This is a genomic window from Streptomyces sp. NPDC045899 (assembly GCF_056431485.1).
The window spans coordinates 269,686-296,595 of the sequence record NZ_JBWKKP010000002.1 but is presented as its reverse complement, the minus strand read 5'-3'; the positions used below and the strand labels follow the sequence as shown (position 1 = coordinate 296,595).

General features: G+C 72.9%; 28 protein-coding genes. 11 read left to right on the top strand and 17 right to left on the bottom strand.

The window, feature by feature from the left end; all coding sequences use genetic code 11:
* The first annotated feature begins 67 nt into the window (after positions 1–67).
* From AC07FT_RS03885 to AC07FT_RS03870, 4 genes are all read left to right on the top strand, one after another.
* Entirely contained in the window at positions 68–856 is a 789-nt protein-coding gene (locus AC07FT_RS03885; RefSeq protein WP_471194336.1) for an ABC transporter ATP-binding protein, read from the top strand.
* A complete protein-coding gene (locus tag AC07FT_RS03880; RefSeq protein WP_479173730.1) occupies positions 853–3,429 on the top strand; it encodes an ABC transporter permease in 2,577 nt (858 codons plus the stop codon). The genes AC07FT_RS03885 and AC07FT_RS03880 overlap by 4 nt, the downstream gene beginning before the upstream one ends.
* Positions 3,430–3,642: 213 nt before the next feature.
* Positions 3,643–4,629 (top strand): aldo/keto reductase, encoded by a 987-nt coding sequence (locus tag AC07FT_RS03875; protein ID WP_479173728.1) that lies wholly within the window; start codon positions 3,643–3,645, stop codon positions 4,627–4,629.
* Between the two features lie 78 nt (positions 4,630–4,707).
* Positions 4,708–5,127, top strand: coding sequence for a VOC family protein (locus AC07FT_RS03870; RefSeq protein ID WP_471194327.1), 420 nt, complete (start codon positions 4,708–4,710; stop codon positions 5,125–5,127).
* A 100-nt stretch (positions 5,128–5,227) separates the two neighbouring features.
* On the opposite strand, the gene AC07FT_RS03865 is transcribed toward AC07FT_RS03870, so the two are convergent.
* The 8 genes from AC07FT_RS03865 to AC07FT_RS03830 are packed head-to-tail and all read right to left on the bottom strand — an operon-like array spanning position 5,228 to position 8,694.
* Complete coding sequence (locus tag AC07FT_RS03865) at positions 5,228–5,506, bottom strand: gas vesicle protein K (protein WP_479173726.1); 279 nt, start codon at positions 5,504–5,506, stop codon at positions 5,228–5,230.
* Positions 5,503–5,727 (bottom strand): gas vesicle protein, encoded by a 225-nt coding sequence (locus AC07FT_RS03860; RefSeq protein ID WP_201876446.1) that lies wholly within the window; start codon positions 5,725–5,727, stop codon positions 5,503–5,505. Before AC07FT_RS03860 ends, AC07FT_RS03865 begins: the two co-directional genes overlap by 4 nt.
* Positions 5,724–6,512, bottom strand: coding sequence for a GvpL/GvpF family gas vesicle protein (locus tag AC07FT_RS03855; RefSeq protein ID WP_479173724.1), 789 nt, complete (start codon positions 6,510–6,512; stop codon positions 5,724–5,726). The genes AC07FT_RS03860 and AC07FT_RS03855 overlap by 4 nt, the downstream gene beginning before the upstream one ends.
* Complete coding sequence (locus AC07FT_RS03850; protein ID WP_479173722.1) at positions 6,509–6,859, bottom strand: gas vesicle protein; 351 nt, start codon at positions 6,857–6,859, stop codon at positions 6,509–6,511. The genes AC07FT_RS03855 and AC07FT_RS03850 overlap by 4 nt, the downstream gene beginning before the upstream one ends.
* The gene (locus AC07FT_RS03845; RefSeq protein ID WP_479173721.1) at positions 6,856–7,113 is read right to left on the bottom strand and encodes a gas vesicle protein GvpG; all 258 of its coding nucleotides are present in this window, start codon (positions 7,111–7,113) and stop codon (positions 6,856–6,858) included. Before AC07FT_RS03845 ends, AC07FT_RS03850 begins: the two co-directional genes overlap by 4 nt.
* Entirely contained in the window at positions 7,101–7,862 is a 762-nt protein-coding gene (locus tag AC07FT_RS03840; RefSeq protein WP_479173719.1) for a GvpL/GvpF family gas vesicle protein, read from the bottom strand. The genes AC07FT_RS03845 and AC07FT_RS03840 overlap by 13 nt, the downstream gene beginning before the upstream one ends.
* A gap of 3 nt (positions 7,863–7,865) precedes the next feature.
* Positions 7,866–8,330 (bottom strand): gas vesicle protein GvpJ, encoded by a 465-nt coding sequence (gene gvpJ / locus AC07FT_RS03835; protein ID WP_479173718.1) that lies wholly within the window; start codon positions 8,328–8,330, stop codon positions 7,866–7,868.
* 37 nt (positions 8,331–8,367) lie between these two features.
* Entirely contained in the window at positions 8,368–8,694 is a 327-nt protein-coding gene (locus AC07FT_RS03830; RefSeq protein ID WP_479173716.1) for a gas vesicle protein GvpO, read from the bottom strand.
* Positions 8,695–8,890: 196 nt separating this feature from the next.
* Between AC07FT_RS03830 and mfd the strand changes: the two genes are divergently transcribed.
* The gene (gene mfd / locus AC07FT_RS03825; protein WP_479173714.1) at positions 8,891–12,427 is read left to right on the top strand and encodes a transcription-repair coupling factor; all 3,537 of its coding nucleotides are present in this window, start codon (positions 8,891–8,893) and stop codon (positions 12,425–12,427) included.
* 462 nt (positions 12,428–12,889) lie between these two features.
* Here mfd and AC07FT_RS03820 read toward each other — a convergent pair whose 3' ends face one another.
* The gene (locus AC07FT_RS03820; protein WP_479173713.1) at positions 12,890–14,431 is read right to left on the bottom strand and encodes a helix-turn-helix domain-containing protein; all 1,542 of its coding nucleotides are present in this window, start codon (positions 14,429–14,431) and stop codon (positions 12,890–12,892) included.
* A 247-nt stretch (positions 14,432–14,678) separates the two neighbouring features.
* Between AC07FT_RS03820 and AC07FT_RS03815 the strand changes: the two genes are divergently transcribed.
* Complete coding sequence (locus AC07FT_RS03815) at positions 14,679–15,191, top strand: hypothetical protein (RefSeq protein WP_471194296.1); 513 nt, start codon at positions 14,679–14,681, stop codon at positions 15,189–15,191.
* A 113-nt stretch (positions 15,192–15,304) separates the two neighbouring features.
* The gene (locus tag AC07FT_RS03810) at positions 15,305–15,652 is read left to right on the top strand and encodes a DUF1330 domain-containing protein (RefSeq protein WP_471194293.1); all 348 of its coding nucleotides are present in this window, start codon (positions 15,305–15,307) and stop codon (positions 15,650–15,652) included.
* Positions 15,653–15,673: 21 nt separating this feature from the next.
* On the opposite strand, the gene AC07FT_RS03805 is transcribed toward AC07FT_RS03810, so the two are convergent.
* From AC07FT_RS03805 to AC07FT_RS03795, 3 genes are all read right to left on the bottom strand, one after another.
* Positions 15,674–17,497: a gamma-glutamyltransferase family protein gene (locus AC07FT_RS03805; protein ID WP_479173711.1), complete on the bottom strand. Its 1,824-nt coding sequence runs from the start codon at positions 17,495–17,497 to the stop codon at positions 15,674–15,676.
* 114 nt (positions 17,498–17,611) lie between these two features.
* Positions 17,612–18,208 carry a hypothetical protein gene (locus tag AC07FT_RS03800; protein ID WP_479173709.1) on the bottom strand — a complete coding sequence of 199 codons (597 nt, stop codon included), beginning with the start codon at positions 18,206–18,208 and terminating at the stop codon, positions 17,612–17,614.
* Between the two features lie 166 nt (positions 18,209–18,374).
* On the bottom strand, positions 18,375–19,361 hold the full coding sequence (locus AC07FT_RS03795) for a LysR family transcriptional regulator (protein ID WP_479173707.1): 987 nt from the start codon (positions 19,359–19,361) through the stop codon (positions 18,375–18,377).
* Between the two features lie 44 nt (positions 19,362–19,405).
* Here AC07FT_RS03795 and AC07FT_RS03790 point away from each other — a divergent pair, with 44 nt between their 5' ends.
* The 3 genes from AC07FT_RS03790 (at position 19,406) to AC07FT_RS03780 (ending at position 21,993) form a co-directional block, all read left to right on the top strand.
* The gene (locus AC07FT_RS03790) at positions 19,406–20,335 is read left to right on the top strand and encodes a serine hydrolase (RefSeq protein WP_479173705.1); all 930 of its coding nucleotides are present in this window, start codon (positions 19,406–19,408) and stop codon (positions 20,333–20,335) included.
* A gap of 83 nt (positions 20,336–20,418) precedes the next feature.
* Positions 20,419–21,399, top strand: coding sequence for an MBL fold metallo-hydrolase (locus tag AC07FT_RS03785; RefSeq protein ID WP_479173703.1), 981 nt, complete (start codon positions 20,419–20,421; stop codon positions 21,397–21,399).
* An 81-nt stretch (positions 21,400–21,480) separates the two neighbouring features.
* Positions 21,481–21,993 (top strand): helix-turn-helix domain-containing protein, encoded by a 513-nt coding sequence (locus AC07FT_RS03780; protein ID WP_471194281.1) that lies wholly within the window; start codon positions 21,481–21,483, stop codon positions 21,991–21,993.
* A 20-nt stretch (positions 21,994–22,013) separates the two neighbouring features.
* On the opposite strand, the gene AC07FT_RS03775 is transcribed toward AC07FT_RS03780, so the two are convergent.
* On the bottom strand, positions 22,014–22,628 hold the full coding sequence (locus tag AC07FT_RS03775; RefSeq protein WP_471194279.1) for a ClpP family protease: 615 nt from the start codon (positions 22,626–22,628) through the stop codon (positions 22,014–22,016).
* Position 22,629: 1 nt separating this feature from the next.
* Positions 22,630–23,283, bottom strand: coding sequence for an ATP-dependent Clp protease proteolytic subunit (locus AC07FT_RS03770; protein ID WP_471194277.1), 654 nt, complete (start codon positions 23,281–23,283; stop codon positions 22,630–22,632).
* 222 nt (positions 23,284–23,505) lie between these two features.
* On the opposite strand from AC07FT_RS03770, the gene AC07FT_RS03765 reads away from it, so the two are divergent.
* Positions 23,506–23,685 (top strand): hypothetical protein, encoded by a 180-nt coding sequence (locus tag AC07FT_RS03765; RefSeq protein WP_479173702.1) that lies wholly within the window; start codon positions 23,506–23,508, stop codon positions 23,683–23,685.
* 270 nt (positions 23,686–23,955) lie between these two features.
* Here AC07FT_RS03765 and AC07FT_RS03760 read toward each other — a convergent pair whose 3' ends face one another.
* Genes AC07FT_RS03760 through AC07FT_RS03750 form a run of 3 tightly spaced genes read right to left on the bottom strand, consistent with a single transcriptional unit; the run spans position 23,956 to position 26,534 of the window.
* Complete coding sequence (locus AC07FT_RS03760) at positions 23,956–24,876, bottom strand: phosphorothioated DNA-binding restriction endonuclease (RefSeq protein WP_479173700.1); 921 nt, start codon at positions 24,874–24,876, stop codon at positions 23,956–23,958.
* A gap of 33 nt (positions 24,877–24,909) precedes the next feature.
* On the bottom strand, positions 24,910–25,362 hold the full coding sequence (locus tag AC07FT_RS03755; protein WP_479173698.1) for a hypothetical protein: 453 nt from the start codon (positions 25,360–25,362) through the stop codon (positions 24,910–24,912).
* Positions 25,363–25,400: 38 nt separating this feature from the next.
* Positions 25,401–26,534, bottom strand: coding sequence for a substrate-binding domain-containing protein (locus tag AC07FT_RS03750; protein WP_479173696.1), 1,134 nt, complete (start codon positions 26,532–26,534; stop codon positions 25,401–25,403).
* Positions 26,535–26,910: the final 376 nt, after the last annotated feature.

Genomic DNA, 26,910 nt, shown 5'->3' with positions numbered 1-26,910 from the left:
CCCGGCAGGCTGGATGCCGCGGGCGGACCGGGACCGGAATCGCCTTTCACGATCGAGGAGAGTCACCGTGACAACGGCTGTATCGATTCCCAGGACCGGGGGCAGCGGAGGACATACGGCCGTCGCCGCCCGCGCACGACAGGTGGTCAAGGCGTACGGCTCGGGGGAGACCCGGGTCGTCGCGCTGGACCACGTGGACGTGGACATCGCCCGTGGTCAGTTCACCGCGATCATGGGTCCCTCGGGCTCCGGCAAGTCCACCCTGATGCACTGCCTGGCCGGTCTCGACACCGTCTCCTCGGGGCAGATCTTCATCGACGAGACCGAGATCACCGGGCTCAAGGACAAGAAGCTCACCAAGCTGCGCCGGGACCGCATCGGCTTCATCTTCCAGGCGTTCAACCTGCTGCCGACGCTCAACGCGATCGAGAACATCACGCTGCCGATGGACATAGCCGGCCGTAAGCCGGACCGCGCCTGGCTGGACCAGGTGGTGGAGACCGTCGGCCTCGCCGGGCGGCTCAAGCACCGGCCGAACCAGCTCTCCGGCGGCCAGCAGCAGCGTGTCGCCGTGGCCCGTGCCCTCGCCGCCCGCCCCGAGATCATCTTCGGTGACGAGCCGACCGGAAACCTGGACTCCCGGGCCGGGGCCGAGGTGCTGGGCTTCCTGCGGCGCTCGGTCGACGAACTGGGCCAGACCATCGTGATGGTCACGCACGACCCGGTCGCCGCTTCCTACGCCAACCGGGTGCTGTACCTGGCCGACGGCCGGATCGTGGACGAGATGCAGAACCCGACCGCCGAACTGGTCCTGGAGCGCATGAAGCACTTCGACGCGCGCGGGCGGGTGTCATGACCGTCCTCAAGACCTCGCTGCGCAACTTCATGGCGCACAAGGGGCGGATGGCGCTCTCCGCCATCGCGGTCCTGCTGTCGGTGGCCTTCGTCTCCGGCACGCTCGTCTTCACGGACACCACCAACGCCACGTTCGACAAGCTCTTCACGGCCACGTCCTCCGATGTGACGGTCAGCCCGAAGAACGCGAAGAACGGCGACGACGCGCAGAACAGCCGCCGGATCGAGACGCTGCCCGACTCCCGGGCCCAGCAGCTCGAGGGCGTCAAGGGCGTCAAGAAGGTGACCGGCGACGCCACCAGCATGTCGATCACCGTCGTCAACAGCAAGAAGAAGGACATCGGCCCCGACTCCGGTGCCCCGACCATCGGCACCAACTGGGACCCGACCGAGCACCGCTCGGTCAAGCTCACCTCCGGACGCGCGCCGCGCGGACCCACCGAGGTGATGCTCGACGCCGACACCGCCGAGAACAAGAAGGTGAAGATCGGCGACGAGCTGCGGGTGATCACCGTCCCCGGTGAGTTCCGCGCCAAGGTCGTCGGGCTCGCCACCTTCCAGGTGACCAATCCCGGCTCCACCGTCCTCTACATGGACACCCCCTCGGCCCAGCGGCTGCTGCTGGGCCGCTCCGAGGCGTTCACCAGCTTCGCGCTCACCGCCCGGCCGGGCGTCAGCAACGAGCAGCTCAAGAAGAACGTGCTGGCCGACCTCGGCCCGGACTACAAGGTGCAGACGAAGGCCGAGGCCAGCGATGAGGCCCAGGACGACATCGGCTCGTTCCTGGACATCATGAAGTACGCGATGCTCGGCTTCGCCGGGATCGCCGTCCTGGTGGGCATCTTCCTGATCGTCAACACCTTCTCCATGCTGGTCACCCAGCGCACCCGGGAGATCGGCCTGATGCGGGCCATCGGGTCCAGCCGCAAGCAGATCAACCGCTCGGTGCTGATCGAGGCGCTGCTGCTGGGGATCATCGGCTCGATCCTCGGGGTGTTCGCCGGTGTCGGCCTCGCGGTCGGGCTGATGAAGATCATGGGCAGCGCCGGTCTGAACCTGAGCACCGACCAGCTGACGGTCAAGCCCGCGACGCCCATCATCGGTCTCACCATCGGCATCGTCGTCACCGTCATCGCCGCGTACATCCCGGCCCGCCGGGCGTCGAGGATCTCCCCGATGGCGGCGCTGCGCGACGCCGGTACTCCGGCGGACGCCAAGGCCGGACGCATCCGCGCGGTGATCGGCACCGTGCTCACCGCGGCCGGTGCGGCAGGGCTGTTCGCCGCGGCGAACGCGGACAGCGCGACCGACGGCTCGATGTTCCTGGGCCTGGGCGTACTGCTGACCCTCATCGGCTTCATCGTGATCGGCCCGCTGCTGGCCGGTGTGGTGATCCGGGTGCTCGCCGCCGTGATCCTGCGGATCTTCGGCCCGGTCGGCCGGATGGCCGAGCGCAACGCGCTGCGCAACCCGCGGCGCACCGGCGCCACCGGCGCGGCCCTGATGATCGGTCTGGCCCTGGTGGCCTGTCTGTCGGTGGTCGGCTCCTCGATGGTCGCCTCGGCCAGCGATGAGCTGGACAAGTCCGTCGGCGCGGACTTCATCATGCAGCCCAAGCCGGGCAAGCTCGTCACCCAGGACATCGAGAAGAAGATCGCGCAGGCCAGGGGCCTGGACCACATCAGCCACTACAAGCAGCTCACCGATGTCCGGCTGACGCTCCCGGACGGCAAGACGGTCAGCAAGGACCTGTCCGCCGCCACCCCGAGCTACGCGGGCGATCTGCGGACCCCGGTGGTCCAGGGCTCGCTCGCCGACGCCTACCGCAAGGACGCGATCTCGCTGCCCGAGGGCTTCGCCGAGGACCACAAGGTGAAGAAGGGCGACACCGTGACCGTCGCCTTCCCGCAGGGCCGTACGGCGAAGCTCACCGTGGCCGCGATCACCTCCGACGACACCTCGCTGGACAAGGGGGCGCTGTACACCAGCATCGCGACCGTCCAGGCCCATGTGCCCGCCGACCGGATCCCGACGGATCTGATGGTCCTTGGCACGGCCAAGGACGGTCAGGAGGAGCAGGCGTACGCCTCGCTGAAGAAGCAGCTGGTGGACTACCCGCAGATCCAGGTCCGTGACCAGACCGACTACAAGAAGATGATGAAGGACCAGATCGGCCAGCTGCTCAACCTGGTCTACGGTCTGCTCGCCCTGGCGATCATCGTCGCCATCCTCGGTGTGGTGAACACCCTGGCGCTGTCGGTCGTCGAACGGACCCGCGAGATCGGTCTGATGCGCGCCATCGGCCTCTCCCGCCGCCAGATGCGCCGGATGATCCGGCTGGAGTCCGTGGTCATCGCGCTCTTCGGCGCCCTGCTGGGCCTCGGGCTCGGTATGTGCTGGGGCGCGACGGCGCAGAAGCTGCTGGCGCTCGAGGGTCTGAAGACCCTGGAGATCCCGTGGCCGACCATCACCACCGTCTTCATCGGCTCCGCCGTGGTGGGTCTGGTCGCGGCGCTGATCCCGGCCTTCCGCGCGGCCCGGATGAACGTCCTGAACGCCATCGCCACGGAGTAGGACGCGGCATCACGGAAGGCCAGGACCCGCCCCTCGGCGATACGGGGACCGAGGGGCGACGGCGGCCCGGCACGGTGTGCTCTCGGGGGTGCACACCGCGCCGGGCCGCGGCCTTTCCCGGCCCGCCGCGACGGACTTTTGACCTGGAGTGCGCTCCAGCTCCTAGCGTGGACGGCACGACCGCGAGATCCACCGCTTCCAGGAGGTACTCCCATGTCCCGGCTTCCCGTCCGCAGGCTCGGCCAGCTCACCGTCTCCGCCCAGGGGCTCGGCTGCATGGGGATGAGCCACGCCTACGGCGCGACCGACGACGAGGAGTCGATCGTCACCATCCACCGCGCCCTCGACCTCGGTGTCACCCTCCTGGACACCTCCGACTTCTACGGCGCCGGACACAACGAGGAACTGGTCGGCCGGGCGCTGAGCGGTCGCCGGGACGAGGCGGTGATCGCCACCAAGTTCGGCTTCGCCAACCAGCTGGGCGAGCAGACCCGGATCCGGGGCGACGCGGCCTACGTACGGCAGGCGTGCGACGCCTCGCTGCGCCGGCTCGGCGTGGACCACATCGACCTCTACTACCTGCACCGCGTCGACCCCGAGGTGCCCATCGAGGAGACCGTGGGCGCCATGGCCGAGCTGGTGGCGGCGGGCAAGGTGCGCTTCCTCGGGCTCTCCGAGGCGAGCGGGGCGACCATCCGCCGCGCCCACGCCGTCCACCCGGTCTCCGCGCTCCAGAGCGAGTGGTCGCTGTGGACCCGGGACCTGGAGGAGGAGATCGCCCCGGTCTGCCGTGAACTGGGCATCGGTCTGGTGCCGTTCTCACCGCTCGGGCGCGGCTTCCTGACCGGCCGGATCACCTCGGTGGACACGCTGGAGAAGGACGACATGCGGCGCAGCCAGCCCCGGTTCGCCGACGGCAATCTGGACCGGAACCTGGCCATCGTCGAGCGGCTGCGGGAACTGGCCGCCGACAGGGGCGTCACCGCCGGTCAGCTCGCCCTGGCCTGGGTGCAGCACCGCGGCGACGACGTGGTGCCGATCCCGGGGACCCGCCGGGAGAGCAATCTGCGGGAGAACCTGGGCGCGCTCGACATCGAGCTGTCCGCCGCGGAGCTCGCCGCGATCGACGCCGCCGCACCGGCCCGGGAGATCGCCGGGAACCGCTACGACGAGAGCGCCCTGCGGTTCGTCGACCGCTGAGGGATTCCCCCGAACGGGCGATGAGTTTTCCGGCGCCCCGCGGTCTACAGGGAAAGGCCGATACCAGGGAGGTTTCCCATGACCGAGACGACCAAGGGCACCCGGCTCAGCGAGGTGGGCCGGGTGGCCGTCACCGTCACCGACCAGGACCGGGCGCTGGACTTCTACGTGGGCACCCTCGGCTTCGACAAGCGGGCCGACATCCCCTTCGGGGAGGGACACCGCTGGATCGAGGTCGGACCGTCCGGCGGCGGGGCCGGGATCGCGCTGGTGCTCCCGCGGAACTGCGAGGACGCCGGCGGTTCCGGCTCCGGGCCCGGCACCGAGACCGGCATCATCCTCACGTCCCAGGACATCGACGCCGACCACGCCACGCTGCGCGGGGCCGGGGTGGACACCGATCCGGAGGTCATGCGGTACGGGGCTCCCGTACCGCCGATGTTCTCCTTCCGCGACCCCGACGGGAACGCGATCATGGTCGTCAGCGAGGGGGAGTGAGCGCGGGGAAACCGAGCTGACCGGCGGGAACCGACCCTGACCGGCCCGTGCCGGTCCGCCGACGGGGGAGCGGACCGGCGCGGGCGCCGGGGGCCGGACGTCAGTCCCGGGGGAGCAGGGTGCCGAGCGGGCCCAGGTCGAGATTGAGGTCCTCCGGCGTCAGACCGTGCTGGTCGCGCAGTTCCGCCATCCGCCGGTCCAGCATCATCAGCGTGGTGCCGATCCGCTCCACCTGCTCATCGGTGAGACCGCCCGCGTCGATCCGGCGCAGCGCCTGGCGTTCCATCAGCTGGCGCAGCAGTTCCACGATGGTGAGGACGAGGGCCACCAGATCACGGCCCATCGCCTCCCGGTCGATATCGACCCGGGTGCCGGTCACAGCGGGCCCGAATCGGTCCACGGCGCGGCCACGCGCTCGTTGACCGAGGACAGCAGGGCGTGCAGGGAGAGCCTCACCAGGGGCACTTCGGCGATCGCGATGACCAGGTCCCCGCTGACCACCACCCCGGTGGCGAGCACCCGGTCGAGCAGATCCACCAGCGGCACCCCGATGGGGCCGTGGGCCTCCGCGGGGGCCGATCCCCAGGCGGCGACGGTCATGGCGCGGTACCTCCGTCGGCGAAGGAGTACGGGGCCCAGGGCCCGGACAGCTCGATCTCCACGGACGCGTCGTCCCGGCGCAGCGAGGCGAGGGCGGCGCGCAACTGCCGCTCCCGGCCGCGGTCCACGAGATACGCCGCGTTGAGCACATGGGTGCGGCGCGGGCCGGTCACCTCGGCGCCGTGCGGGCGCAGCCGCCGCCCGGCCACGGCCAGTCCGCGGACGACGGTGTCCACCCGGTCGGCGGCCCGGAGCGCCGCGCCCTGGCGCTCCTCGCGGCCGCGCTGCCGGCTGCGGAGCTGCTCCAGATAGTCGCGGCCACTGGCCGCCGCGGCGTCCGGGGAGGACGCGGCGGTGGCGGGCTGCCCGGCCAGGGCGTAGACCTTCACGCCCCATTCGACCCGGCCGGTGATCCGGTCGAGTGCGGTGAGCAGGGATTCCTCCCGTGCGCGCAGGGCCTCCCGGGCCCGTTCCTCCCCGCGGTAGAGGGTGGCCAGCGGCAGCGGAACGGTCGGGGCCGCGGCCATGGCCGCGGTGATCACCTCATGGTGGGCGCGGGCGCAGCGTTCCAGTTCGGCGCGGTCGGACAGCCGCTCCCGCAGGGCCTCTTCGGCGTAGTCGGCGGCCGGGACGTCCTGGACCACGGCGGTCAGCGGACCCGCCGCGAGGGTGCGGACGGGGGCGGGCGGGGCGACCCCGGCCCGTCCGCCGAGCGCCTCCGCTTCCGGTCCGGGAGGTCCGCAGACGGCGAAGACATAGGTGAGGGTGGACTGATGTGCCGTCATGTCCCGGCCCCGCCTCTCCCGCCGTCGGCCTCTTCGCTACCGGACCCGATCGCCCGCAGCTGTTCGCGCAGTTCGGCGTTCTCCGCGGCGAGCGCGTTGTGCGCGGCGCGGGAGGAGAGCGCGGGGTCGGTCTCCCACCAGTCGATCCCCGCCTTGCGGGCGGTGTCGACGGAGGAGACGAACAACCGCAGCCGGATGGTGAGGAGTTCGATGTCCAGCAGGTCGATCTTGATGTCCCCGGCGATCACGATGCCCTTGTCCAGGACGCGTTCCAGGATGTCGGCGAGGTTGGAGGTGGCCGGGCCGGCCGGCTCGGGGCGGTCCCACCGGGTGTCGAGCTCGGTCACGGCCGCCTCCCCGCCGACGGACCGGCGGACTCCGGCGGCTCCAGCAGATCCAGCAGCCGGTCCTCCTCGCGTTCGAACTCCTCGGGGCCGATCTCGCCGTCCTCCAGCGCCTCGTTGAGCGCCGCGAGCCGGGCCCGCACCACCGCCGGGTCGTTGATCTGGCGCTCCGCGGCGTCCCGCAGCTGCCCGGCGACCCACACCACACCCCGTACCGGCGCCAGCGGCAGCAGCGCGACCTCGGTCAGGAGCCCCATACGTCCTCCACGAAGCTGTAGCAGGGCAGCGGGCCGGTCAGCCGCAGTTCGACGCGGGTGCCGTACCGGGCCGCCAGCCGCTCCACGGCCGTGCCGAAATGCCCGGTGGCGCCGCGGGCGAGGAGGAAGGAGGCGTTGAGCACACAGCCGGGCACCTCGGGCCCGGCCACCCGCGCCTCCGCCAGCGCGGACAGTTCGGCCGCCACCGTGGTCGCCACGGCCGCGGCCCGCCGGGTCAGCCCATGCGCCACGGCCTCGCCGAGCCGGACGCTGGCCTCGTAGCCGGGGGTGGCGCGGGCCGCGGCGCGGGCCCGGCCCACCTCCGGGTCCTCGCGCACCAGCGACTCCAGATCCCCCTGGGCCGGAATCACCTTGACGTTCATCTCGACCCGGCCCTCGACCCGCTCCAGCGCGGCCAGACAGTCGTCCTGGGAGGACCGGAGCTGCCGCAGCACCGACTCCTCGTCGGGGGCGACCATCCCGAAGCGCATCGGCAGCACCGGGCCGTCCTTCCCCAGGGCCAGCGCCAGGTCCTGGTGGGCCAGCAGGTCACGGCGCCTGGCGCGCAGCCGCCCCGGGGCGTCGCCGACGACGGCGGCCAGCTCCCCGGCGGGCAGCGTACGGACCGGGCCGGGCCGCTCACCGACTCCGGCGCGGCCCGGCGGCACCGGATGACCCGCGCGGACGACGCCGTAGACGTACACACCTCCCGGCGCGGCCGTGGACGTGGGCTGCGGTGCGGCGGCCATCGGTCAGTCCTCCTCGGAACGGCGGCGGGTACGGCTCGGGGAGCGCTTGCGGGGACGGGACTCCGCGTACTCCTCCTCGTGATCATCGTCATCGTCATCGTCGTCATCACCGGCGCCGACGGCCCGCTTGACCTTCTCGCCCACCGACCCGACCGCCTTCTTGGCCTTCCGCTTGCCGATGCCCGCAGCCATGCTCCCGCCGCCCCCTCCGCCGCCGAACAGCTCGGGCACCGTCTTGCTGCGGTCGTTCTCCAGGTCCAGCCGGTTGCACGCCTCGGCGAAGCGCAGATAGGTGTCCACGCTCGCGACCACGATCCGGACGTCGACCTTCAGGATCTCGATACCGACCAGGGAGACCCGGACGAAGACGTCGATCACCATGCCGCGGTCGAGGATCAGTTCCAGGACGTCGTAGAGCGAACCCGCCCGCGGGACGCAGACGACCTCGTCGGTGTAGGTGGCGACCATGATCGGAACGTCCCTTCGGTTGCCCTGCGCGCTGCGGTCAGTCGTCGGCCGCGCCGCGCCGGTAGCGGCGGACCCTCCGGTACTCGCGGAGCTCCCCGTGGCCGTCGAGGTTCACCTCGTAGGTGGCCAGCAGGCTGGTGGTGTCGGGGATCCGCGGTACCTCCAGGACGTCCACGCTCACCCGCCAGCCGTCCTCCTCCCGGCACACGGCGGAGACCCCCTCGGTCGGGTGGGAGATCAACGAGGCCAGCCGTTCGCAGGCGTTCTCCGCCGCCTGCTCCGGGCCCGTCTCCCGGGAGCGGCGGTGGGTCGACGCCCGTCGGTCCGGCTCTTTGGTGGACGTCCGGCGCTCTCGCTCTGCCATGGGCAACAGTCTGGTCACACACCGTGCCCGGGCGCGCGCTGGACTGGGCCGTACGCGCGCACCGGGACCCGCCGGGCCGGGGCCGGGCCGGTCCCGGCTCCCGGTGTCCGTGGGTGGCCGTACTCTGGAAGACCCCCGGCCCGTGTCACGTGTCGGGTGATTCGCGTTGTCCGTCTCCGGGATGGAATACCCCTTTATGAGCCTCACCGGTCTGCTCGACGCCGTCGTACGGGACCCCGCGCTCGCCGAGGCGGTCCGCGGTGCCACCGACGGGAACCGGCCCCATGTCGATCTGGTCGGCCCGCCCGCCGCCCGGCCCTTCGCCGTCGCCGCGCTGGCGCGCGAGACCGGCCGCCCGGTGCTGGCGGTGACCGCCACCGGCCGCGAGGCCGAGGACCTCGCGGCCGCGCTGCGCTCCCTGCTGCCGCCGGACCGCGTGGCGGAGTACCCGTCCTGGGAGACGCTGCCGCATGAGCGGCTCTCCCCGCGCTCGGACACCGTCGGCCGCCGCCTCGCCGTGCTGCGCAGGCTCGCCCACCCCAGCGAGGACGATCCGGCGGCCGGTCCGGTCTCCGTCGTCGTCGCCCCCGTCCGCTCGGTCCTCCAGCCGCAGGTCCAGGGGCTCGGCGAGCTGGAGCCGGTCAGTCTGCGGGCCGGCCGGACCGCCGATCTGGGGGAGGCGGTGGACGGGCTCGCGGCCGCCGCCTACTCCCGGGTCGAACTGGTCGAGAAGCGTGGTGAGTTCGCCGTGCGCGGCGGCATCCTGGATGTCTTCCCGCCCACCGAGGAGCATCCGCTCCGGGTGGAGTTCTGGGGCGACGACGTCGAGGAGATCCGCTACTTCAAGGTGGCCGACCAGCGGTCCCTGGAGGTCGCCGAGCACGGACTGTGGGCCCCGCCCTGCCGTGAGCTGCTGCTCACCGACGAGGTGCGGCGGCGGGCCGCGGCGCTCGCCGAGGACCACCCCGAGCTGGGCGAACTGCTCGGCAAGATCGCCGAGGGGATCGCGGTCGAGGGCATGGAGTCGCTGGCCCCGGTCCTGGTGGACGAGATGGAGCTGCTGCTGGACGTCCTCCCGGCGGGCAGCATGACCGTCGTCTGCGACCCGGAGCGGGTGCGCACCCGCGCGGCCGACCTGGTCGCCACCAGCCAGGAGTTCCTCCAGGCGTCCTGGGCGGCGACCGCCGGTGGCGGTGAGGCCCCGATCGACGTCGGCGCCGCCTCCCTGTGGGGGCTCGCGGACGTCCGGGACCGGGCCCGTGAACTGGGCATGATGTGGTGGTCGGTCAGCCCCTTCGCGGCCGACGACGAACTGGACGATGACACCCTCAAACTGGGCATGCACGCCCCCGAGACCTACCGCGGCGACACCGCCCGCGCGCTCGCCGACACCAAGGGCTGGCTCGCCGAGGGCTGGCGCGCGGTGTACGTCACCGAGGGCCACGGCCCGGCCTCCCGCACCGTCGAGGTGCTCGGCGGGGAGGGCATCGCGGCCCGGCTGGAGGCGGACCTCGACGGGATCTCCCCATCCGTGGTCCATGTGGCCTGCGGTTCGATCGACTACGGCTTCGTCGACCCCGGGCTGAAGCTGGCGGTGCTCACCGAGACCGATCTGTCCGGGCAGAAGGCCGCGGGCAAGGACGGCGCCCGGATGCCCGCCCGGCGGCGCAAGACCATCGACCCGCTCACCCTCGAGGCGGGCGACTTCATCGTCCACGAACAGCACGGCGTCGGCCGCTACATCGAGATGGTGCAGCGCACCGTCCAGGGCGCCACCCGGGAGTACCTGGTCGTTGAGTACGCCCCGGCCAAGCGCGGCCAGCCCGGCGACCGGCTCTACATCCCCACCGACCAGCTGGAGCAGATCACCAAGTACGTGGGCGGCGAGGCCCCCACCCTGCACCGGCTCGGCGGCGCCGACTGGACCAAGACCAAGGCGCGCGCCAAGAAGGCGGTCAAGGAGATCGCCGCCGACCTCATCAAGCTCTACTCGGCGCGGATGGCCGCCCCCGGCCACGCGTTCGGCGCGGACACCCCCTGGCAGCGGGAGCTGGAGGACGCCTTCCCGTACGCCGAGACCCCCGACCAGCTGACCACCATCGGCGAGGTCAAGGAGGACATGGAGAAGTCGGTTCCGATGGACCGGCTGATCTGCGGCGACGTCGGCTACGGCAAGACCGAGATCGCGGTGCGCGCGGCGTTCAAGGCGGTGCAGGACGGCAAGCAGGTCGCCGTGCTGGTGCCCACCACCCTCCTCGTCCAGCAGCACTTCGGCACCTTCAGCGAGCGCTACGGCCAGTTCCCGGTGGCCGTCAAGGCGCTCTCCCGCTTCCAGACCGACACCGAGGCCAAGGCGGTCCTGGAGGGGCTGCGGGAGGGCTCGGTCGACCTCGTCATCGGCACGCACCGGCTCTTCTCCTCCGAAACCAAGTTCAAGGACCTGGGCCTGGTCATCGTCGACGAGGAGCAGCGCTTCGGCGTCGAGCACAAGGAGCAGCTGAAGAAGCTGCGGGCCAACGTGGACGTGCTGACCATGTCCGCCACCCCCATCCCGCGCACCCTGGAGATGGCGGTCACCGGCATCCGCGAGATGTCCACGATCACCACTCCGCCGGAGGAGCGCCACCCGGTGCTGACCTTCGTCGGCCCCTACGAGCAGAAGCAGATCGGCGCGGCCATCCGCCGTGAACTGCTGCGCGAGGGCCAGGTCTTCTATATCCACAACCGGGTGGAGTCCATCGACCGGGCCGCGGCCAGGCTCCGCGAGATCGTCCCCGAGGCGCGGATCGCCACCGCCCACGGCCAGATGTCGGAGAACGTGCTGGAGCAGGTGGTCGTCGACTTCTGGGAGAAGAAGTTCGACGTCCTGGTCTCCACCACCATCGTCGAGTCCGGTATCGACATCTCCAACGCCAACACCCTCATCGTCGAGCGCGGTGACAACTTCGGCCTCTCCCAGCTGCACCAGCTGCGCGGCCGGGTCGGCCGTGGCCGGGAGCGCGGCTACGCCTACTTCCTCTACCCGCCGGAGAAGCCGCTCACCGAGACCGCCCACGAGCGGCTGGCCACCATCGCCCAGCACACCGAGATGGGCGCCGGTATGTACGTGGCGATGAAGGACCTGGAGATCCGCGGCGCGGGCAATCTGCTCGGCGGTGAGCAGTCCGGCCATATCGCGGGCGTCGGCTTCGACCTGTACGTACGGATGGTCGGCGAGGCCGTCGCCGACTACCGCGCGGCGCTGGAGGCGGGCGGCGGCGAGGTCGAGGAGGCCCCGCTCGAGGTCAAGATCGAGCTGCCGGTGGACGCCCACGTCCCGCACGACTACGCACCCGGCGAGCGGCTGCGGCTCCAGGCGTACCGCGCCATCGCCGCCGCCTCCAGCGAGGACGACATCCGCGCGGTGCGCGAGGAGCTCACCGACCGCTACGGCAAGCTGCCGGAACCGGTGGAGAACCTGCTGCTGGTCGCCGGGCTGCGACTGCTGGCGCGCGCCTGCGGGGTCTCCGACATCACGCTCCAGGGCTCCAACATCCGCTTCGGTCCGGTGGAGCTGCGCGAGTCGCAGGAGCTGCGGCTCAAGCGGCTGCATCCGCGCACGGTGATCAAGCCCGCCACCAAGCAGGTGCTGGTGCCCCGGCCCGCCACGGCGAGGATCGGTGGAAAGCCGCTGGTGGGGCGGGAGTTGCTGGCGTGGACCGGAGAGTTCCTGACGACGATCCTGGGTTCCTGAGCGCCGTCGTGGGTCGCTGAGCACCGGCCGCCGCACCACACCGTGGTGCGGCGGCGCCGGGGAAGCCGTCCGGACCCGGGCCGGCGGGGGCGGATGACGATGTGCCGTGCCCTGGGCCCGGACGGACAGGGACCGCCGCCGCGCGACACCCCCGTGGCCGCGCCGTCGGCCGCCCCGGTCCGGTCGGGACGCCCGGAAGGGGCCCCGGGCCGCGCGGTGCGCGGCGGAAGTGGGTCCGGTGGCGCCCGGCGGTCCGTACCGAGTCGCGGCGCCGTACGGACGAGGGGGGCTCGTCCGTACGACCCTCAGGGAGGTTCGAGGTGGCCTCGGAGCGGCCCGCCGGGTCGTGGTCAGGACACTAGGGGCGGGCGGAGCGGGCGGCGAGGAACGAACTGCACAGTGATCGCGGCGGCCGGTTCCGCATCGAACGGTGACCGCGCGCCGGGTCCGGCCGGCCGCCCCTCACAGTGTGCCCAACGCCCGCATCGCCAACCACAGTTCGTACTTCGCGCTCGGCGCGCGCAGCAGCGACCGGCCCAGCGCGTCCTCGGCCTTCGTCAGCCTCTTGCGCGTACCGGGGAGTGAGATCCCGAGCGCGGAGGCGGTGGCGGGCAGCCGGGCGTCGGCCCGCAGCCACGCCCGTACGGTCTCCGGTCCGGCCGTCATCCGGGCCTGCTCCAACGGGCTCAGCTGGGACCGCGCCCAGATCTCCGCGGCGGGTGTGGCCAGCAGCGCGTCCAGGGTGGCGGCGCGGTCCGCGGTGCCCGCGGTCACCGCGCCCGCCGTCCACGGCGCGGTGTGCAGCCGCAGGGCCAGCCAGGCCGCCGACTGGCCGGCCAGACAGCGGCTGACGTCCAGTCCGAGCAGCCCGTCGAGATGGCGCACCCGGGCGGCGAGCGTATTGCGGTGGATCTTCAGATGGCGGGTGGCGGCTCCGCCGAAGCTCAGCCAGGAGCCGAGGGTGTCCAGCAGTTCCCGCGGCCCCGGGTCGGCCCGCCGGGTGGGCGCGTACCGCAGACATGGCCCCAGCAGCTCACCCGCCCAGACACGGCCTTCGGGACCGGCCAGCACCGTGACATCGGTGTGGCCGCCGAAACCGGCGCACCGCTCGGGTGCGTCCCGCGCCACCGCCAGGGCGTGGAACGCCTGCTCGTAGCCGACCGGGGTGTCGCGCAGCGCGACCTCCGCGCTCACCCCGACCCGGCACTCCGGTACCTCCCGGGCGATCCGCCGGTCCAGCCGCTCGGGGCCGGTGCCGGGCTCCGCCTCCGGCCGCGGCCCGGCGCATTCCCCGCCGGGCACCAGCGCGATCAGGTGGTTGGGGCGCACCGGACACGGCACGATCCAGGCCCGCCCCCGCGCCGTGCGGTCGATCCGGACGGCTATCTCGCGCCGCCGTTCGCTGGGGCACTCGATCACGTACACCCGCGTCACGGCGGGCAGCGCCGGGCGCAGCGCCCCGGCGATCCGCTGCGCCGCGGGCACGCTGCCGACCATCAGCAGATGCAGCACCGCCTCCCGGCTGTGCACCTCGGCCGACTCCACCCGGCGGCGTATCCGCTCCGCCTCCTCCAGCCGCCAGCACAGGGCGAGGGTGCGCGAGGCGTCGGCCAGCAGCACCCCGCAGCGCGGGTCGCCGGGCCGGACGACGGCCAGGTACACCGTCCCCGCCGCCGGGTCCGGCCCCGCCTCCGCCGCCCCGGGGCCGAGCGTCACCAGATGGACCGGAGCCGTCCCGTCCCCGCCCAGCACGGCGGACGGCGCACCCCGCCGGTGCAGTTCGACGGCGGCGGTGGCCGCGGCTCCGGCCTCGGGCGGCGGGGTGCCGGGCTCGGGTGTGGCCAGCACCGCCCCGTCGGCCCCGACCAGCACGGCGAGACCCCCGGTGCGCCGGGTGAGCCACACCAGGATCGCCCGGACCGCACCGCGCTTGGCGGAGAGCCGGGCGAGGGCGAGGACGTCGTCGGCGCGATCGGCGCGCGCGGCGGACGGCGAGAGCGGCATGAGGCGCAGAGTAGTACCGGGGGCCGATGGTGGGGCAACGGCCAGGCCCTGTCCTGTCGGTCTTCGTGGATCAGGCCGCGGCGTCTGGTGCAGGGGGCACCTCCCAGCGGTAGCCGGGGGCGGGTCGCACGGCGGAGGGTCGTCCTCGTACCGGGCGTACTCGGACGATCCCGACAACGCGGCGAGGCGCGGTGCCAGGCGTCGCGGGCCCACGACGACCGGCAGGACAGGGGCTAGGATCCGGCGGATGTCAGCCGTCATAGCAGCGATGATCACCGCCATGGTGGGTGTGCTCGGCACCCTCTTCGCCCCCCTGCTCCACCAGCGCCTCACCGCGCGTCAGCGCGCGGAGGAGGCGCGGGCCGGGGAGGAGCGGCGGCGGTACGAGGAGCGACGGGTCGCGTACACGGGGATGAACCGGGCCTCCCGGCAGTTCCACACCCTCCTCAAGGACGCGCTGCACCGGATCCGGGACGGTGTCTACACCGACGAGGACCGGGTCCGGGTCGAGGAGGTCCGGCGCGACTACCGGGACCGCTACGCCGAGGCGCAGATGATCGTCCCCGAACGGGTGCTGGCCGCCTCCCGCGCGCTCAACACGGTGCTCGCCGGTGTCGACGCCACGGCCAAGAGGATCGACCGGGGACTGGCGCGGGAGGGCGAGACCGCCGCCACGGCGCTGCTCACGCTGAAGGACGCCGAGCCCCGGCTCGCGGAGATGCGCCGGATCATGCGGGAGGACCTGGGGGTCGCCGACTGAGGGCGGTCGCGCCTTTACGTCACGGGTAATCGACCGGCTCCCGGGGGCGCGGCAGGGTGGTGCACATCAGCCCGGGGATGCCCCGGGGCCCGGCCGACGCCCCTGGAGGAGCCATGACCGCCTACGCCATCGCGCATCTGCGCAGCGGCAGTTCGCACCCCGATGTCTTCGCGTACATCGAGCGGATCCAGGGCACCATGGCTCCCTTCGGCGGTCGCTTTCTGACCCACGGGGCCGAGGTGCAGGTCCTGGAGGGCAGCTGGCCGGGGCATGTGGTGATGATCGGCTTCCCCGACCTGGCCGCGGCGCGCGCCTGGTACGCGTCGCCCGCGTACCAGGAGATCCTGCCGCTGCGGACCGACCACATCCCCGGGGACGTGATCCTCGTGGACGGGGTCGGCCCGGACTACGACGCGGCGGGGACCGCCGCGGCGATGCGGGAGCGGGCCGTCAGCGGCTGATCCGGTGGTGTCCGCCGCGGGTCAGCGGCCCACCGCGTAGCCCTGTGCGCCCCGCGGATTGGCCGCCGCCAGCAGGACACCCGTCTCCGGGTCACGGGCCACCGCGCACAGCCGCCCCTCCGACCAGGCGGGTCCGACCGTGACGTCGTGCCCCCGGCGCCGCAGTCCGCGGATCGCGTGCTCACCGATCCGCGATTCGACCACCACCTTCCCCGCGGCCATCGTGCGCGGGTGGAAGGAGCCGGGGAAGCTCTCCTGGTGCCAGTTGGGCGCGTCGATCGCGCCCTGGAGGTCCAGCCCCGCACGCACCGGGGAGCGCAGTGCGACTCCGAGCAGGAAGTGCAGGGACCACTGGTCCTGCTGATCGCCGCCAGGCGTGCCGAAGGCCATCACGGGGGTGTGGCCGCGCAGCACGAGCGAGGGGGTCAGCGTGGTGCGGGGACGGCGGCCGGGGGTCAGGGAGTTGGGCAGTCCGGGGTCCAGCCAGGCCATCTGGAGCCGGGTGCCCAGCGGGAAGCCGAGCGCGGGGATGACCGGGTTGGACTGGAGCCAGCCGCCGCTGGGGGTGGCGGCGACCATGTTGCCCCAGCGGTCCACCACATCGAGGTGGCAGGTGTCGCCCCGGGTACCGCCGTCCGCCCGCGCCCCGGGCCCGCCGACCGTGGGCTCACCGCCGCCCGGTCCGGCCACCGGACCGGCGTCGCGGTCCGCCGCGCGGGCGACGGCGGCCAGCGCCTGCGCGCTCAGCCGCGGGGTGCGGCCGCCGGGCCGGCCCGGACGCAGGTCGTACGAGGCGCGCTCGCCGATCAGCTTGCGCCGCTCGTCGTTGTACGGGGCGGAGAGCAGCTCCGGGAGCGGTACCTCGGCGGCGTCCCCGTACCAGGCCTCACGGTCCGCCATGGCCAGCTTGCCGCCCTCGACCAGGGTGTGCAGCAGTTCGGGGGTGCCCAGATCCTCCCCGGTCAACCCGTCGGGCAGCAGGGCGAGTTGCTGGAGCAGCACCGGACCCTGGCTCCAGGGACCCGCCTTGCACACCGTCCAGCCGTTCCAGGTGTACCGGACCGGGGGCTCGTAGCCGGCCTCGAAGGCGGCCAGGTCGTCACCGGTGAGCGTCCCCGCGTGGCGCTCTCCGGAGGAGTCCATGGCGGGCCGGGCCGCGGCGGCGGCCAGCTCCCCGGCGATGAACCCCTCCCGCCAGACCCGCCGCGCCGCCTCGATCTGGCTCTCCCGGCCCGGCCCCGCCGCCTCCGCCTCGGCGACCAGCCGCCGCCAGGTGGCGGCCAGCGCCGGGTTGGTGAGCAGCCGCCCGGCGGCGGGGGACCGGCCGCCGGGCAGGTAGAGCGCGGCCGAGTCGGTCCACTCCCGGGTGAACAGTTCCCGCACCGTCTCCACGGTCTCGCCGATCCGCTCGACCGCGGGGTGGCCGTGCTCGGCGTAGCCGATCGCGTACCGCAGCACCTCGGCGAGGTGCCGGGTGCCGTGGTCGCGCAGCAGCACCATCCACGCGTCGAACGCGCCGGGGACGGCGGCCGCGAGCGGTCCGGTGCCGGGCACCAGGTCGAGGCCGAGCGCGGTGTAGTGGCCGATGGTGGCCCCGGCGGGCGCCGGGCCCTGGCCGCACAGCACGATGGGTTCGCCGCCCGCCGGGGCGAGCAGGATCGGCACCTCTCCGGCGGGCCCGTTGAGGTGCGGCTCCACCACGTGCAGGACGAAACCGGCGGCCACGGCGGCGTCGAAGGCGTTGCCGCCGTCCTCCAGGACGGCCATGGCGGACTGCGAGGCCAGCCAGTGGGTGGAGGACACCATGCCGTGGGTGCCCTGGAGGGTGGGCCGGGTGGTGAACATGGGGCTCCCTGGTCCGGGTGCGGCACGCGGTGGTGCGGTGCCGCCGTGCCCGGCCAGCATGACGCAGCCACCGATCACCGGTCCATGGAGCGGAGCCTCGGGAGGGGTGTGCGGTCAGCCCGCGGGCTTCGTGCGGACGAAGCGGTCGGGTTCGCCGGTGGTCCAGTTGAAGGTCAGGTTCTCACCGCCGTTGCTCACCACGGCGGTGCCGTTCGAGGTCTCCCCGGCGCAGGTGCTGGAGATGGCCATCCCTGAACTGATGGCCCCGGAGCAGGACTTGCCGCCGTACGCGAGGGTGAATGACGTCCCGCTGACGTTCAGGGTCGCCAGGCCCCTGCCGCCGCGCACGGGGACGTACCACATGCCCTGGACGCCGGAGGGGGACGCCGGCCGGGTCGGCGCGGCCGTCGCGGTCCGGGTGCGGCTCGGTGCGGGCGCCGGGGCGGCGGAGGTACGGGTGGGACGTGGCGCGGCGCTGGTGGCGGGGCTCTTGCCGGCCCCGCGGTGCCGTCCGCCGCCCGCGTCCTCGCGCGCCGTGGGCGACGACCCGGCGGAGGGTGAGGAACCGGTGCGGTCCCCGCCCGCGGTCCGGGTGGCGGACGCCCCGCCCTTGCGGGCCGGTGACGCCGAGTCCTCGCCGTCGCCGCAGCCGGTCAGGGTGAATGCCAGCACCGCGACAGCGGTTGCGGCGAACGCGTTCTTCTTCTGCACGGAGAATTCCTGTGATGCCGGGAAAGAGGGATGAGGAAGTGATCCTGGCAGTCCCGTTCACCGGTATTCCATCGTTTCCGGAATGAATCTCCAGAACATTGCCGCTGTACCGCGGATGTTTTCCCCGCTTTCCGCGCCGGGAAAGGGGTTCGGCGCCGCGGCCCGGCTACGGCGCGGTGGGGCCGCCCGGCGGGTAGACCACCGACCACGGCCTGGTCCGGTCATCCACGGCCGGCGCGCCGGGCCCGCCGGAGCGGTCCGGAAGGTCGTCCATGATGGCCCGGACCGCTATCCGGGCGAAATGGTGCACGGCCGGGTGGGTCGAATGGTCCGGCCATACCGCTGATATCCGGAGAATGAGCGGGCGACCGGTCAGCGGTCGCCATGCGGCGCGCGGTTCCTTTCCCGCCACCCGGCCGTCGTCGAAGGCGACGCCCCGGCCGGACGCCACCAGCCCCAGCAGGAATTCCGGATTGCGGGCGTGCCGCACGGAGGCCGGGACGAATCCGCCGGCCCGGCAGATCTCCAGCGTCCGGTCGTACCAGCCCGGCGCCGTCGCCCGCGGGAAGAGGAACAGGTCGTGGCCCGCGAGGTCGTGGAGCGCGACCTCGGGCAGCCGGGCGAGCCGGGAGGCACGCGGCAGCACCACGCCCAACGCGGTGTCGGCGGACGGCCCGAGAACCAGCCCGTCGGCGTCGTCCACCGGATGGTGCACCAGTCCGACGTCCAGTCCGCCGGACCCCAGCAGCCGCACCTGTTCCGCCGGGTCCACCTCGTGGAGGTCGATCCGCAGTCCCGGGAACTCCTCCGCGCATGCCGACAACAGAGCGTGCAGCGTACGGGCCGGGGTCTGCGGCGGCACCCCTGCCCGCAGGGTGCCCAGCTCCCCGTCCCGGACCCGGCCCATCACCGCCCGCAACCGCTCCTCGCGGGCCAGCAGTTCACGGGCCTCCTCCACCAGCAGCGCCCCCGCGGCGGTGAGCCGCACCTGACGCGCCGAGCGGTCGAACAGCTCCACCCCCACCTCACGCTCCAGCCGCCGGACGGCCTGGCTCAGGGGCGGCTGCGCCATGCCGAGGAGATCGGCGGCGCGGCTGAAGTGCAGCTCCTCGGCGACGACAATGAACAGACGCAGGTGGCGTATGAGATCCACCGGCCGACCTTATGCGACGGCCGCCGGGGAGCGGAGGAACACCTATGGGTACGACGGTGGGCACACCGGCCGAGCGGCGGATCACCGAGCTCTTCGCGGCGGTGGACGCCGAGGTCCGGCTGCACGCGGTCGACCTGGACGACACCCGGCGGGAGTTGACCGTCGGCGCGGATGAACAGGTCGTCCTCGCCTCGGTGTTCAAGATCCTGCTCGTCCTGGAGTTCACCCGGCAGGCCGACGCGGGCCAGCTCGACCCCCGGGAACGCGTCCGGGTCACCGCCGCCGACCAGCTCGGCGGATGGGGCACAGCGGGCTGTTCCGACGATGTCGAGATGTCCCTGCGCGACCTGGCGTACTTCACCATGACGGTGAGCGACAACGCGGCCGCCGAGGCGCTGCTGCGCCGTATGGGCCTGGACACCGTGCGGCTGCTCGCCGCCGAACTGGGCCTGGAACGCACCCGGATCACCGGCGGCCCCCGGTGGCAGCTGGAGACGATGATCGAGGACGCGGGCGCGGCGGACGCGGCGGAGTTCGCGGCCCGTTACCCGGCGCTGGACGCCGGACGGCTCAGCCGCTTCCGTGCCCTGGACCCGCGACACACCACCTCGGCCACCGCCCGTGACATCACCACCCTGCTGCGGCTGATCTGGCAGGACCGGGCGGGTTCCCCGGCCGCCTGCGCCCGGGTGCGCGAGCTGATGTCCCAGCAGATCTTCCGGCAGCGGCTGGCCCGCGGCTTCCCCGACGAGGTGCTGATCGCCGCGAAGACCGGCACCCTGCCCGGTCTGCACAACGAGGCCGGGGTCGTGCACCGGCCCGACGGCCGGCGGTACGCGGTGGCCGTCTTCGCGCGGACGGCCGGACCGGCGTGGCGGAGCTCGGCGGTGGACCGGGCCATCGGACGGGCCGCGCGGCTGGCCGTGGACAGCCTCGTGAACAGCCCGTCCACACCACCGGTCCACCCGGTCTGAGCCGCGGTCATACCCGATCGGATATGACTCACCCGTCCATCCGGTCTTGGACGCCGGTGCGCTGCTGCTGCTCTGCTGTGGCCATGAGCGACATACGAGCGCGGCGGTTCGACCGCCGTGTGCTGATGCGGGGAGCCGCCGCCGGGGCGGCCGTACCCGTCCTCCCGGCCGCCGCCCACGCCTCCGCCGAGGCGACCGTGCCCCGGGCCGCGTCCCGCACCTCGGACGCCACCTTCCGGTGGCTGGGCACCTGCGGCTGGCGGATCGACACCGGTGGCCGCACGGTCCTGTTCGACCCGTACCTCACCCGCTTCCCCACCGGCCTGTTCACCGGTGACTTCGACCCCGGGACCGCGCTGACGACCGATGAGCAGGTGGTCCGGCGGCATATCGGCGACCCGGAGCTGATCCTGGTCAGCCACAGCCACTGGGACCACATCGCCGACGTCCCGTACATCGCCCATATCGCCCCGGAAGCGCGGATCGTCGCCACCGAGACCTCGTACCACCTGCTCCAGGCGTTCGGGGTGGACAAGGGCCGGATCTCGGTGGTCAAGGGCGGTGAGGTGCTGGACTTCGACGGCCTGGTGGTCGAGGTGGTCTCCAGCCGGCACAGCCGCAACGCCTCCTTCGGCTACTTCGCCCCCGGAACCCTCCACGGCCGCCCGCCCGCCGGGAGACCGCGGACCATCTCCGATCTGCCGGAGGGCGACACCCTGGCCTTCCAACTCACACCGGACGGAGGCCCGTCGGCGTTCCTGATGGGTGCCAGCGACTTCAGCGAGCGTGACGCGGCCGGACTGCGCCCGGACGTCGCCATGGTGGCGGCCACGTCCAGCACCGCCACCCACGCCTATGTGCCACGGCTGATGAAGGCCCTCGGCCACCCCGGCACCGTGGTCCCCGTCCACTGGGACAACTTCGAACTCCCCCTGGACGAGGGCGTCCAGCGCGATCCGAACGTGGACCTGGACGCGTTCGTCCGGCGGATCGAGGCGGCCGCGCCCCGGACCCGCGTCCTGGTGCCCGATTACCTCACCCCGTACCGCTTCCGAGCGCCGTGAGGCCGGCCCGGCCCCGCCGATTTCGCGGGGGGCGGAACGCCATGCCCTTCCTCCCGGGCCGGACGCTCCTACCCTGAAGGGGTGAGCAGCCACGCGACGAACCCAGCCCGCGTCATCCCGCTGCGTCCGGCCGTCGCGCCGCCGGCCGCCCCGCCGCGGGAGGCCGCGCCCCCCGACTCCGCGCCCAGGGAACCCCTGTGGCGCCATGTGGTCGGCGGGGTGCTGCGCCGCGAGCGCCGGGCCCAGCAGCGCACGCTCAAGGACGTGGCCGACGCGGCCCGGATCTCGATGCCGTACCTCTCGGAGCTGGAGCGGGGCCGCAAGGAGGCGTCGTCCGAGGTGCTCGCCGCCGCCGCGCACGCCCTCGGCCTCGGTCTCGCCGATCTGCTCGCGCTCTCCCACGAGGAGCTGGCCCGCGCCCTCGCCCCGCGCACCCGCAGGCGCTCCCTGGGGGCGGCGGAGGAGCACACGCGGCGCGACGGGGGCGCGGCGACCGGTACGACGGCCCTGGCCGGACCGCGCCACCCGCACACCACCACCAGCACCACCACGCGCACTTCCTCCTACCGGGGCGAGGTGCGCCTCGCCGCCTGAAGCAGAGGGCGACCGCACCGTCAGGCGGCGAACGCCGCGCCCGCCCTCCGGCGGCTGAGCACCTGGTCGGCCAGCCCGTACGTCACCGCCTCCTGCGCCGTGAACACCTTGTCGCGGTCCATGTCCTCGCGCAGGGTGGCGATGTCGTGCGGGGTGTGCCGGGCCAGCACCTCCTCCACCTGCGCGCGGATCCGGAGCATCTCCTTGGCCTGGAGGCTGAGATCGGAGACGGTGCCCTGCCGGCCACCGCTCGCGGGCTGCCCCAGCAGCACCCGTGCATGCTCCAGGATGAACCGCCGTCCGGGATCCCCTCCGGCCAGCAGCACCGCCGCGGTCGAGGCCGCCTGGCCGACACAGAACGTCGAGATCGGCGCCGAGATGAAGGTCATCGTGTCGTAGATCGCCATGAGCGAGGTGTACGAGCCGCCGGGGGAGTTGATGTAGATCGCGATCTCCTGCTCCGGGCTGCTGGACTCCAGATGGAGCAGTTGCGCGATGACGACGTTGGCCACCCCGTCGTCGATCTCGGTGCCGAGGAAGATGATCCGCTCGGACAGCAGCCGGCTGTAGATGTCGTACGCCCGCTCGCCCTGGGTGGTGCGCTCGACCACTGTCGGAATCGTGTACTGGCTCATCTCAGATCCCCGTCCGCCGTCGCGATCCGCCCGGACGCACGTCGTCGAGCGACTCGACGATCCGGTCGACCATGCCGTACTCCTTGGCCTGTCCGGCCGTGAACCACCGGTCGCGGTCGCCGTCGCGGGAGATGGTCTCCTCGGTCTGACCGGTGTGCGCCGCGGTGATCCGCTCGATGGCCTTCTTGGTGAACTCCAGGTTCTCGGCCTGGATCGCGATGTCGGCGGCCGTCCCGCCGATCCCGGCCGACGGCTGGTGCATCATGATCCGCGCGTTCGGCAGTGCGAAGCGCTTGCCCGCCGTCCCGACACAGAGCAGGAACTGCCCCATGCTCGCGGCGAATCCCATGGCGAGCGTCGACACATCGTTGGGGATCAGCTGCATGGTGTCGTAGATGGCCAGCCCGGCCGTCACCGAACCGCCCGGACTGTTGATGTACAGGCTGATGTCGGTCCGCGGGTCCTCCGCCGAGAGCAGCAGCAGCTGGGCGCAGACCCGGTGCGCGGAGACATCGTCCACCTGGGTGCTGAGAACGACGATGCGCTGGGTGAGGAGTTGCGCGGCCAGGTGGTCGTCGAACCGTGACGGGGGCGTCTCGCCCTCCGTGGCCCGGGGGCTCAGGGCCGGATCCCAGCCGGTGATCAGTGGTGACATCGGACCTCCCGTGGTCGGCCGCGGCGGAGCGTGCCGCGGTGTCACCACTGTCGGCCGCCGGGCGGCCCCCGGACAGCGTTCTCGGCCCCGAGCAGATTCGCCCACGGCAGAGCCGCCCGCGACCAGCGCGTTCGTTCGGATGTCCGTGCCCGAGCCCGTGCGGGTGAGGCGTCGACGGATGACCGCGACCGGGACCGGAAGACCTGGCGGGCGCCGTCCACGGTGCCGCGGGGCCACTACGCCGTCGCCCCCGGGGACGGGGACGCCCGCGGCCCCACCGGCCGCGAGGGCCCCAACCGTGCCTGCCCCTGCGGCGTCCGCCTGGCCACCCTCGCGGCCGACTGCCTCGGCCCGTACGAACTGCGGGTCGACCCGGTGCGCAGTTACGCCTTCGACGGCTGAGCACCCCGGGCCGCGAGTGAATCGCGCGCTGCTGCTCGGAGCCGCGGATCGGTCGCCGGGCGACCGCCCAGGACTCCGGCTGACCGGCGCGCGGATCACCGGCACGCCCGGCCTCCGCTTCACGGAACCGATGGCACCGCTGCTGTTCACCGGCTGCCGCTTCCAGTACCCGCCCCTGCTCCAGGGCGCCCGGCTCCGTGAACTGCTCCTCGACGACCGTGCGTTGCGGGTGGCCTCGCCACCGCGGTGACGCCGGGGCCACCCGGGCCCTCAGCGGGCAGTGACGGGCTCCGCCGCCCCGGCCGGCAGGGACGTGCCGCGGAAGACCTGCCCGGTGTGCCAGGCGATGTTCTCCGGGGCGACCGGCTCACCGCCGTCCGGCGGATCCTCCACCCTGCGGTCGGCCAGTGCGAACACCTGGTCGCGCGCGGCCGAGCCGTGCCCGGTGAAGGCGTCGGAGACCGTGATCCGCCGGCCGGGGGCCAGGCCCAGCACCCCGCGGTCGAAGAGCCGGTGGTGCAATGAGCACAGACACAGCGCGTTGTGCAGTGCGTCCGCGCCGCGGAACGCCCACCAGCGCACATGGGCGGCTTCCAGGCCGACCGGCACCCGGCCGACCGCCCCGTCGAACCCGCAGAAGGCGCACCGGAAGGCGTAGGCGCTCAGCACCTCGCGCCGCAGCTCCGCCGCCCGCCGCCGGTCGCGTACCGGGACCATCACCCGCCTCGCCTCGTCCACGGCGTCCAGGTCCAGGCCCACGGCGGCAGTGATGTCGGCGTGCAGCGAGGGCGCGAAGTGCGTGTCCAGCAGCAGTTGCGCCAGCCGTTCCAGCAGCGCCGGATCGGTGTCCAGAGCGGACCGCAGACCCGGTGCCAGCCGGCCGCGCGCCCCGCTCTCCCGCAGCACCGTGACGCCTGAACCCGGGCTGCCCCGGCCCTCGTCGGTGCGTACCTCCCACACCCCGTCGCTCTCCAGGTGGTGGAACGGGTAGGAGGGCGAGGTCTGCCGTGGTGGTCCGAAGTCGCGGAGCAGTTCCTTGAGGTCCCCCTCGACCTCCGTGTACGGAAGGTCCTGTCCGGGCGCCCGCTGGAACCGCCCCAGGGCGTACAGCATCAGCAGCGGCTTGTGCGGCGCCCGTGTCCCGTTGCCCGACCACTGCCGCAAGGAGCGCACCCGCTCGACCCAGTCCATGGCAGCGACTGTAGGCCCGTGCCGCCCGCCGTGTCAGAGGCGGTCGCGGGGCTCGGGCCAGTGGAAGACGAAGCGGTTGGCGGCGCGGTCGAAGGAGGCCCCGACCGGCCGGGCGGGCAGCCCGAACTCTTCCTCCGCCCAGCCGAGAAGGGCCGCCGCCAGCCCCTCCGGCTGGAAGTCGGCCTCGGGGAACCACACCCGCTCCACCGTGACCAGGGCGTACCGCCCGGCGGTCCGCGCCTCGATCGCTGGTGCGGCGAGGGCGAGTCCCGGCCGGAGCCAGGCCGCCTCCTCCGCCGAAAGCCGCAGCCTCGAACGGTCTCCCGGCGGGTGGGTGCGCACCGGCGACGTGTCCAGCCACACCCGCGGCGTGACCCCCTCGCCCCGCGGCGGGGGTCCGCTGGTGAGCACGGCGTCGGCCGTGAGGTCGATGGCGATGCCGCGGGCGGCCCTGACCATCCGGTACCTCGTCGTACGCGTCGCCATCACCCTCCCCTTGGCGCTCAACTCGCCCCGACGAAGGGTTACTTGTTCCAGATCTTGCGGTATGCCTGACGATAGCCCTCGGAGTCCCAGGACAGCGCACCACCGCTGTTGGCGGCCGTGGTGACGTGGACCGGGGCCACATAGCCGCTGGGCGACCGGCCCGCGAAGGCCCGGTTGAACTCGTCCACGATCTGCCAGCCCTGCTCGGAGAGCGGTTCGGGCACGGTGGCGGCCTGGTACCGCTGACCGTTGACGCGCTGGAAGGCCGAGGGATCGCCGTCCCCCGCGCCGATGTTGTACGGGGCGCCCGCGCCGTCCTTGCCCGCGGCGCGCAGCGCGGCGGCGCTGTGCCGGAAGTACAGGTCGTTGATGGCGGCCGAGTCGGTCCACTTGTCGCCGAAGCGTGAGAGCAGGGCGCGGACCTCCCCGATGGTGCGCTTGCCCGCCTCGGGGATCGGGACGTTGCGGTAGCTCAGCAGCTTCACGTCCGGGCAGGTGGCGAGCCGCTTCTTGATGAGGTCGGACTTGTGCTCGGCGAACGGGACGGTGGCGTCGGTGAACAGCACCACCCCGGCCCGGCCATGGGACCGCGCGATGATCCAGTCGGCGCTGATCCTCGCCACGTCCTCCACCCGGGAGGTGACGTTGGTGAACAGCTCGGGCTTCGCGCTGGGCCCGGGGGCGGCGGTGGCGTGCCAGCCGATCACCTCGATGCCCGCCGCCTCGGCCCGCGCCACCTCGTCCGCCACGCTCCCGGGGTCGAAGCCGCCGATGACGATGCCGTCCGGCTCGAGGTCGAGGGCCCGCTCGAAGGCGGTGCGGATCCCGGCGGGCGTGCCCTCGCCGTTGATGGTGCGCGCATGCCAGCCGAGGATCGACGCGGCCTCCTGGACGCCCTGCGCGACACCCGCGGCACCGGGGTTGCTCAGCGTCTGGGCCAGGTAGACCACGCTCTTGCCGCGCACCGCCGAGGGCCCGGTGGTGGGGCCCTTCCAGGGGGCGTCGACGTCCTGCGCCTTCTGGACCGCCCGCTCGGCCCGTGCCAGCGCGGTGGGGCAGCCGGGCTCGGCGGAAGTCCGGTGGGACGAGCCGGAGCCACCGGGTTCACAGCCGGTGGCGACCACGGCCAGGAACACGACGGACATCAGGGCCGCCTTGCGGGTGGGGTGCACGGATCTCCTCGCAGGGCACGGAAGGACGGAGGGCCCGCGCATGGTAACGAACAAGCCAGTCCACAGGGTGTCCTCGGGCGCCGTCCGACCGCCACCCTACGGACACCCGGCCGTTGCCGGTGGGCCGGCCCTTGAGACAGGAATGAACAGGAGGCCAGGTCAAACCCAATAATCCAGGGACATTCGGTAGCGGTTGGCCCGGGCCGTCTTGCACGGTCACGCGCAGACGGTAGTGTTCACGGCCGGTCGGGCATCTGGCGTGATTCCGACGGTCGTGGTCCATGCCGCGCACCGTGTCGGCGCGTTATGTTCCCGGCCCTCGGCGGTCGACACCACACCTCATGCACCACCCCCTCACACCACACCTCGGCAGCGC

Coding starts and splice junctions, on each gene's coding strand:
- AC07FT_RS03805 (WP_479173711.1), bottom strand. CDS start 17,497: ATGTTCACCACCCGGCCCACCCTCCAGGGCACCCACGGCATGGTGTCC.
- AC07FT_RS03820 (WP_479173713.1), bottom strand. CDS start 14,431: ATGCCGCTCTCGCCGTCCGCCGCGCGCGCCGATCGCGCCGACGACGTC.
- mfd (WP_479173714.1), top strand. CDS start 8,891: ATGAGCCTCACCGGTCTGCTCGACGCCGTCGTACGGGACCCCGCGCTC.
- AC07FT_RS03855 (WP_479173724.1), bottom strand. CDS start 6,512: ATGACGGCACATCAGTCCACCCTCACCTATGTCTTCGCCGTCTGCGGA.
- AC07FT_RS03785 (WP_479173703.1), top strand. CDS start 20,419: ATGAGCGACATACGAGCGCGGCGGTTCGACCGCCGTGTGCTGATGCGG.
- AC07FT_RS03840 (WP_479173719.1), bottom strand. CDS start 7,862: ATGGCCGCCGCACCGCAGCCCACGTCCACGGCCGCGCCGGGAGGTGTG.
- AC07FT_RS03775 (WP_471194279.1), bottom strand. CDS start 22,628: ATGAGCCAGTACACGATTCCGACAGTGGTCGAGCGCACCACCCAGGGC.
- AC07FT_RS03790 (WP_479173705.1), top strand. CDS start 19,406: ATGGGTACGACGGTGGGCACACCGGCCGAGCGGCGGATCACCGAGCTC.
- AC07FT_RS03810 (WP_471194293.1), top strand. CDS start 15,305: ATGACCGCCTACGCCATCGCGCATCTGCGCAGCGGCAGTTCGCACCCC.
- AC07FT_RS03830 (WP_479173716.1), bottom strand. CDS start 8,694: ATGGCAGAGCGAGAGCGCCGGACGTCCACCAAAGAGCCGGACCGACGG.
- AC07FT_RS03880 (WP_479173730.1), top strand. CDS start 853: ATGACCGTCCTCAAGACCTCGCTGCGCAACTTCATGGCGCACAAGGGG.
- AC07FT_RS03755 (WP_479173698.1), bottom strand. CDS start 25,362: ATGGCGACGCGTACGACGAGGTACCGGATGGTCAGGGCCGCCCGCGGC.
- AC07FT_RS03860 (WP_201876446.1), bottom strand. CDS start 5,727: ATGACCGTCGCCGCCTGGGGATCGGCCCCCGCGGAGGCCCACGGCCCC.
- gvpJ (WP_479173718.1), bottom strand. CDS start 8,330: ATGGTCGCCACCTACACCGACGAGGTCGTCTGCGTCCCGCGGGCGGGT.
- AC07FT_RS03875 (WP_479173728.1), top strand. CDS start 3,643: ATGTCCCGGCTTCCCGTCCGCAGGCTCGGCCAGCTCACCGTCTCCGCC.
- AC07FT_RS03770 (WP_471194277.1), bottom strand. CDS start 23,283: ATGTCACCACTGATCACCGGCTGGGATCCGGCCCTGAGCCCCCGGGCC.
- AC07FT_RS03870 (WP_471194327.1), top strand. CDS start 4,708: ATGACCGAGACGACCAAGGGCACCCGGCTCAGCGAGGTGGGCCGGGTG.
- AC07FT_RS03815 (WP_471194296.1), top strand. CDS start 14,679: ATGTCAGCCGTCATAGCAGCGATGATCACCGCCATGGTGGGTGTGCTC.
- AC07FT_RS03845 (WP_479173721.1), bottom strand. CDS start 7,113: ATGGGGCTCCTGACCGAGGTCGCGCTGCTGCCGCTGGCGCCGGTACGG.
- AC07FT_RS03760 (WP_479173700.1), bottom strand. CDS start 24,876: ATGGACTGGGTCGAGCGGGTGCGCTCCTTGCGGCAGTGGTCGGGCAAC.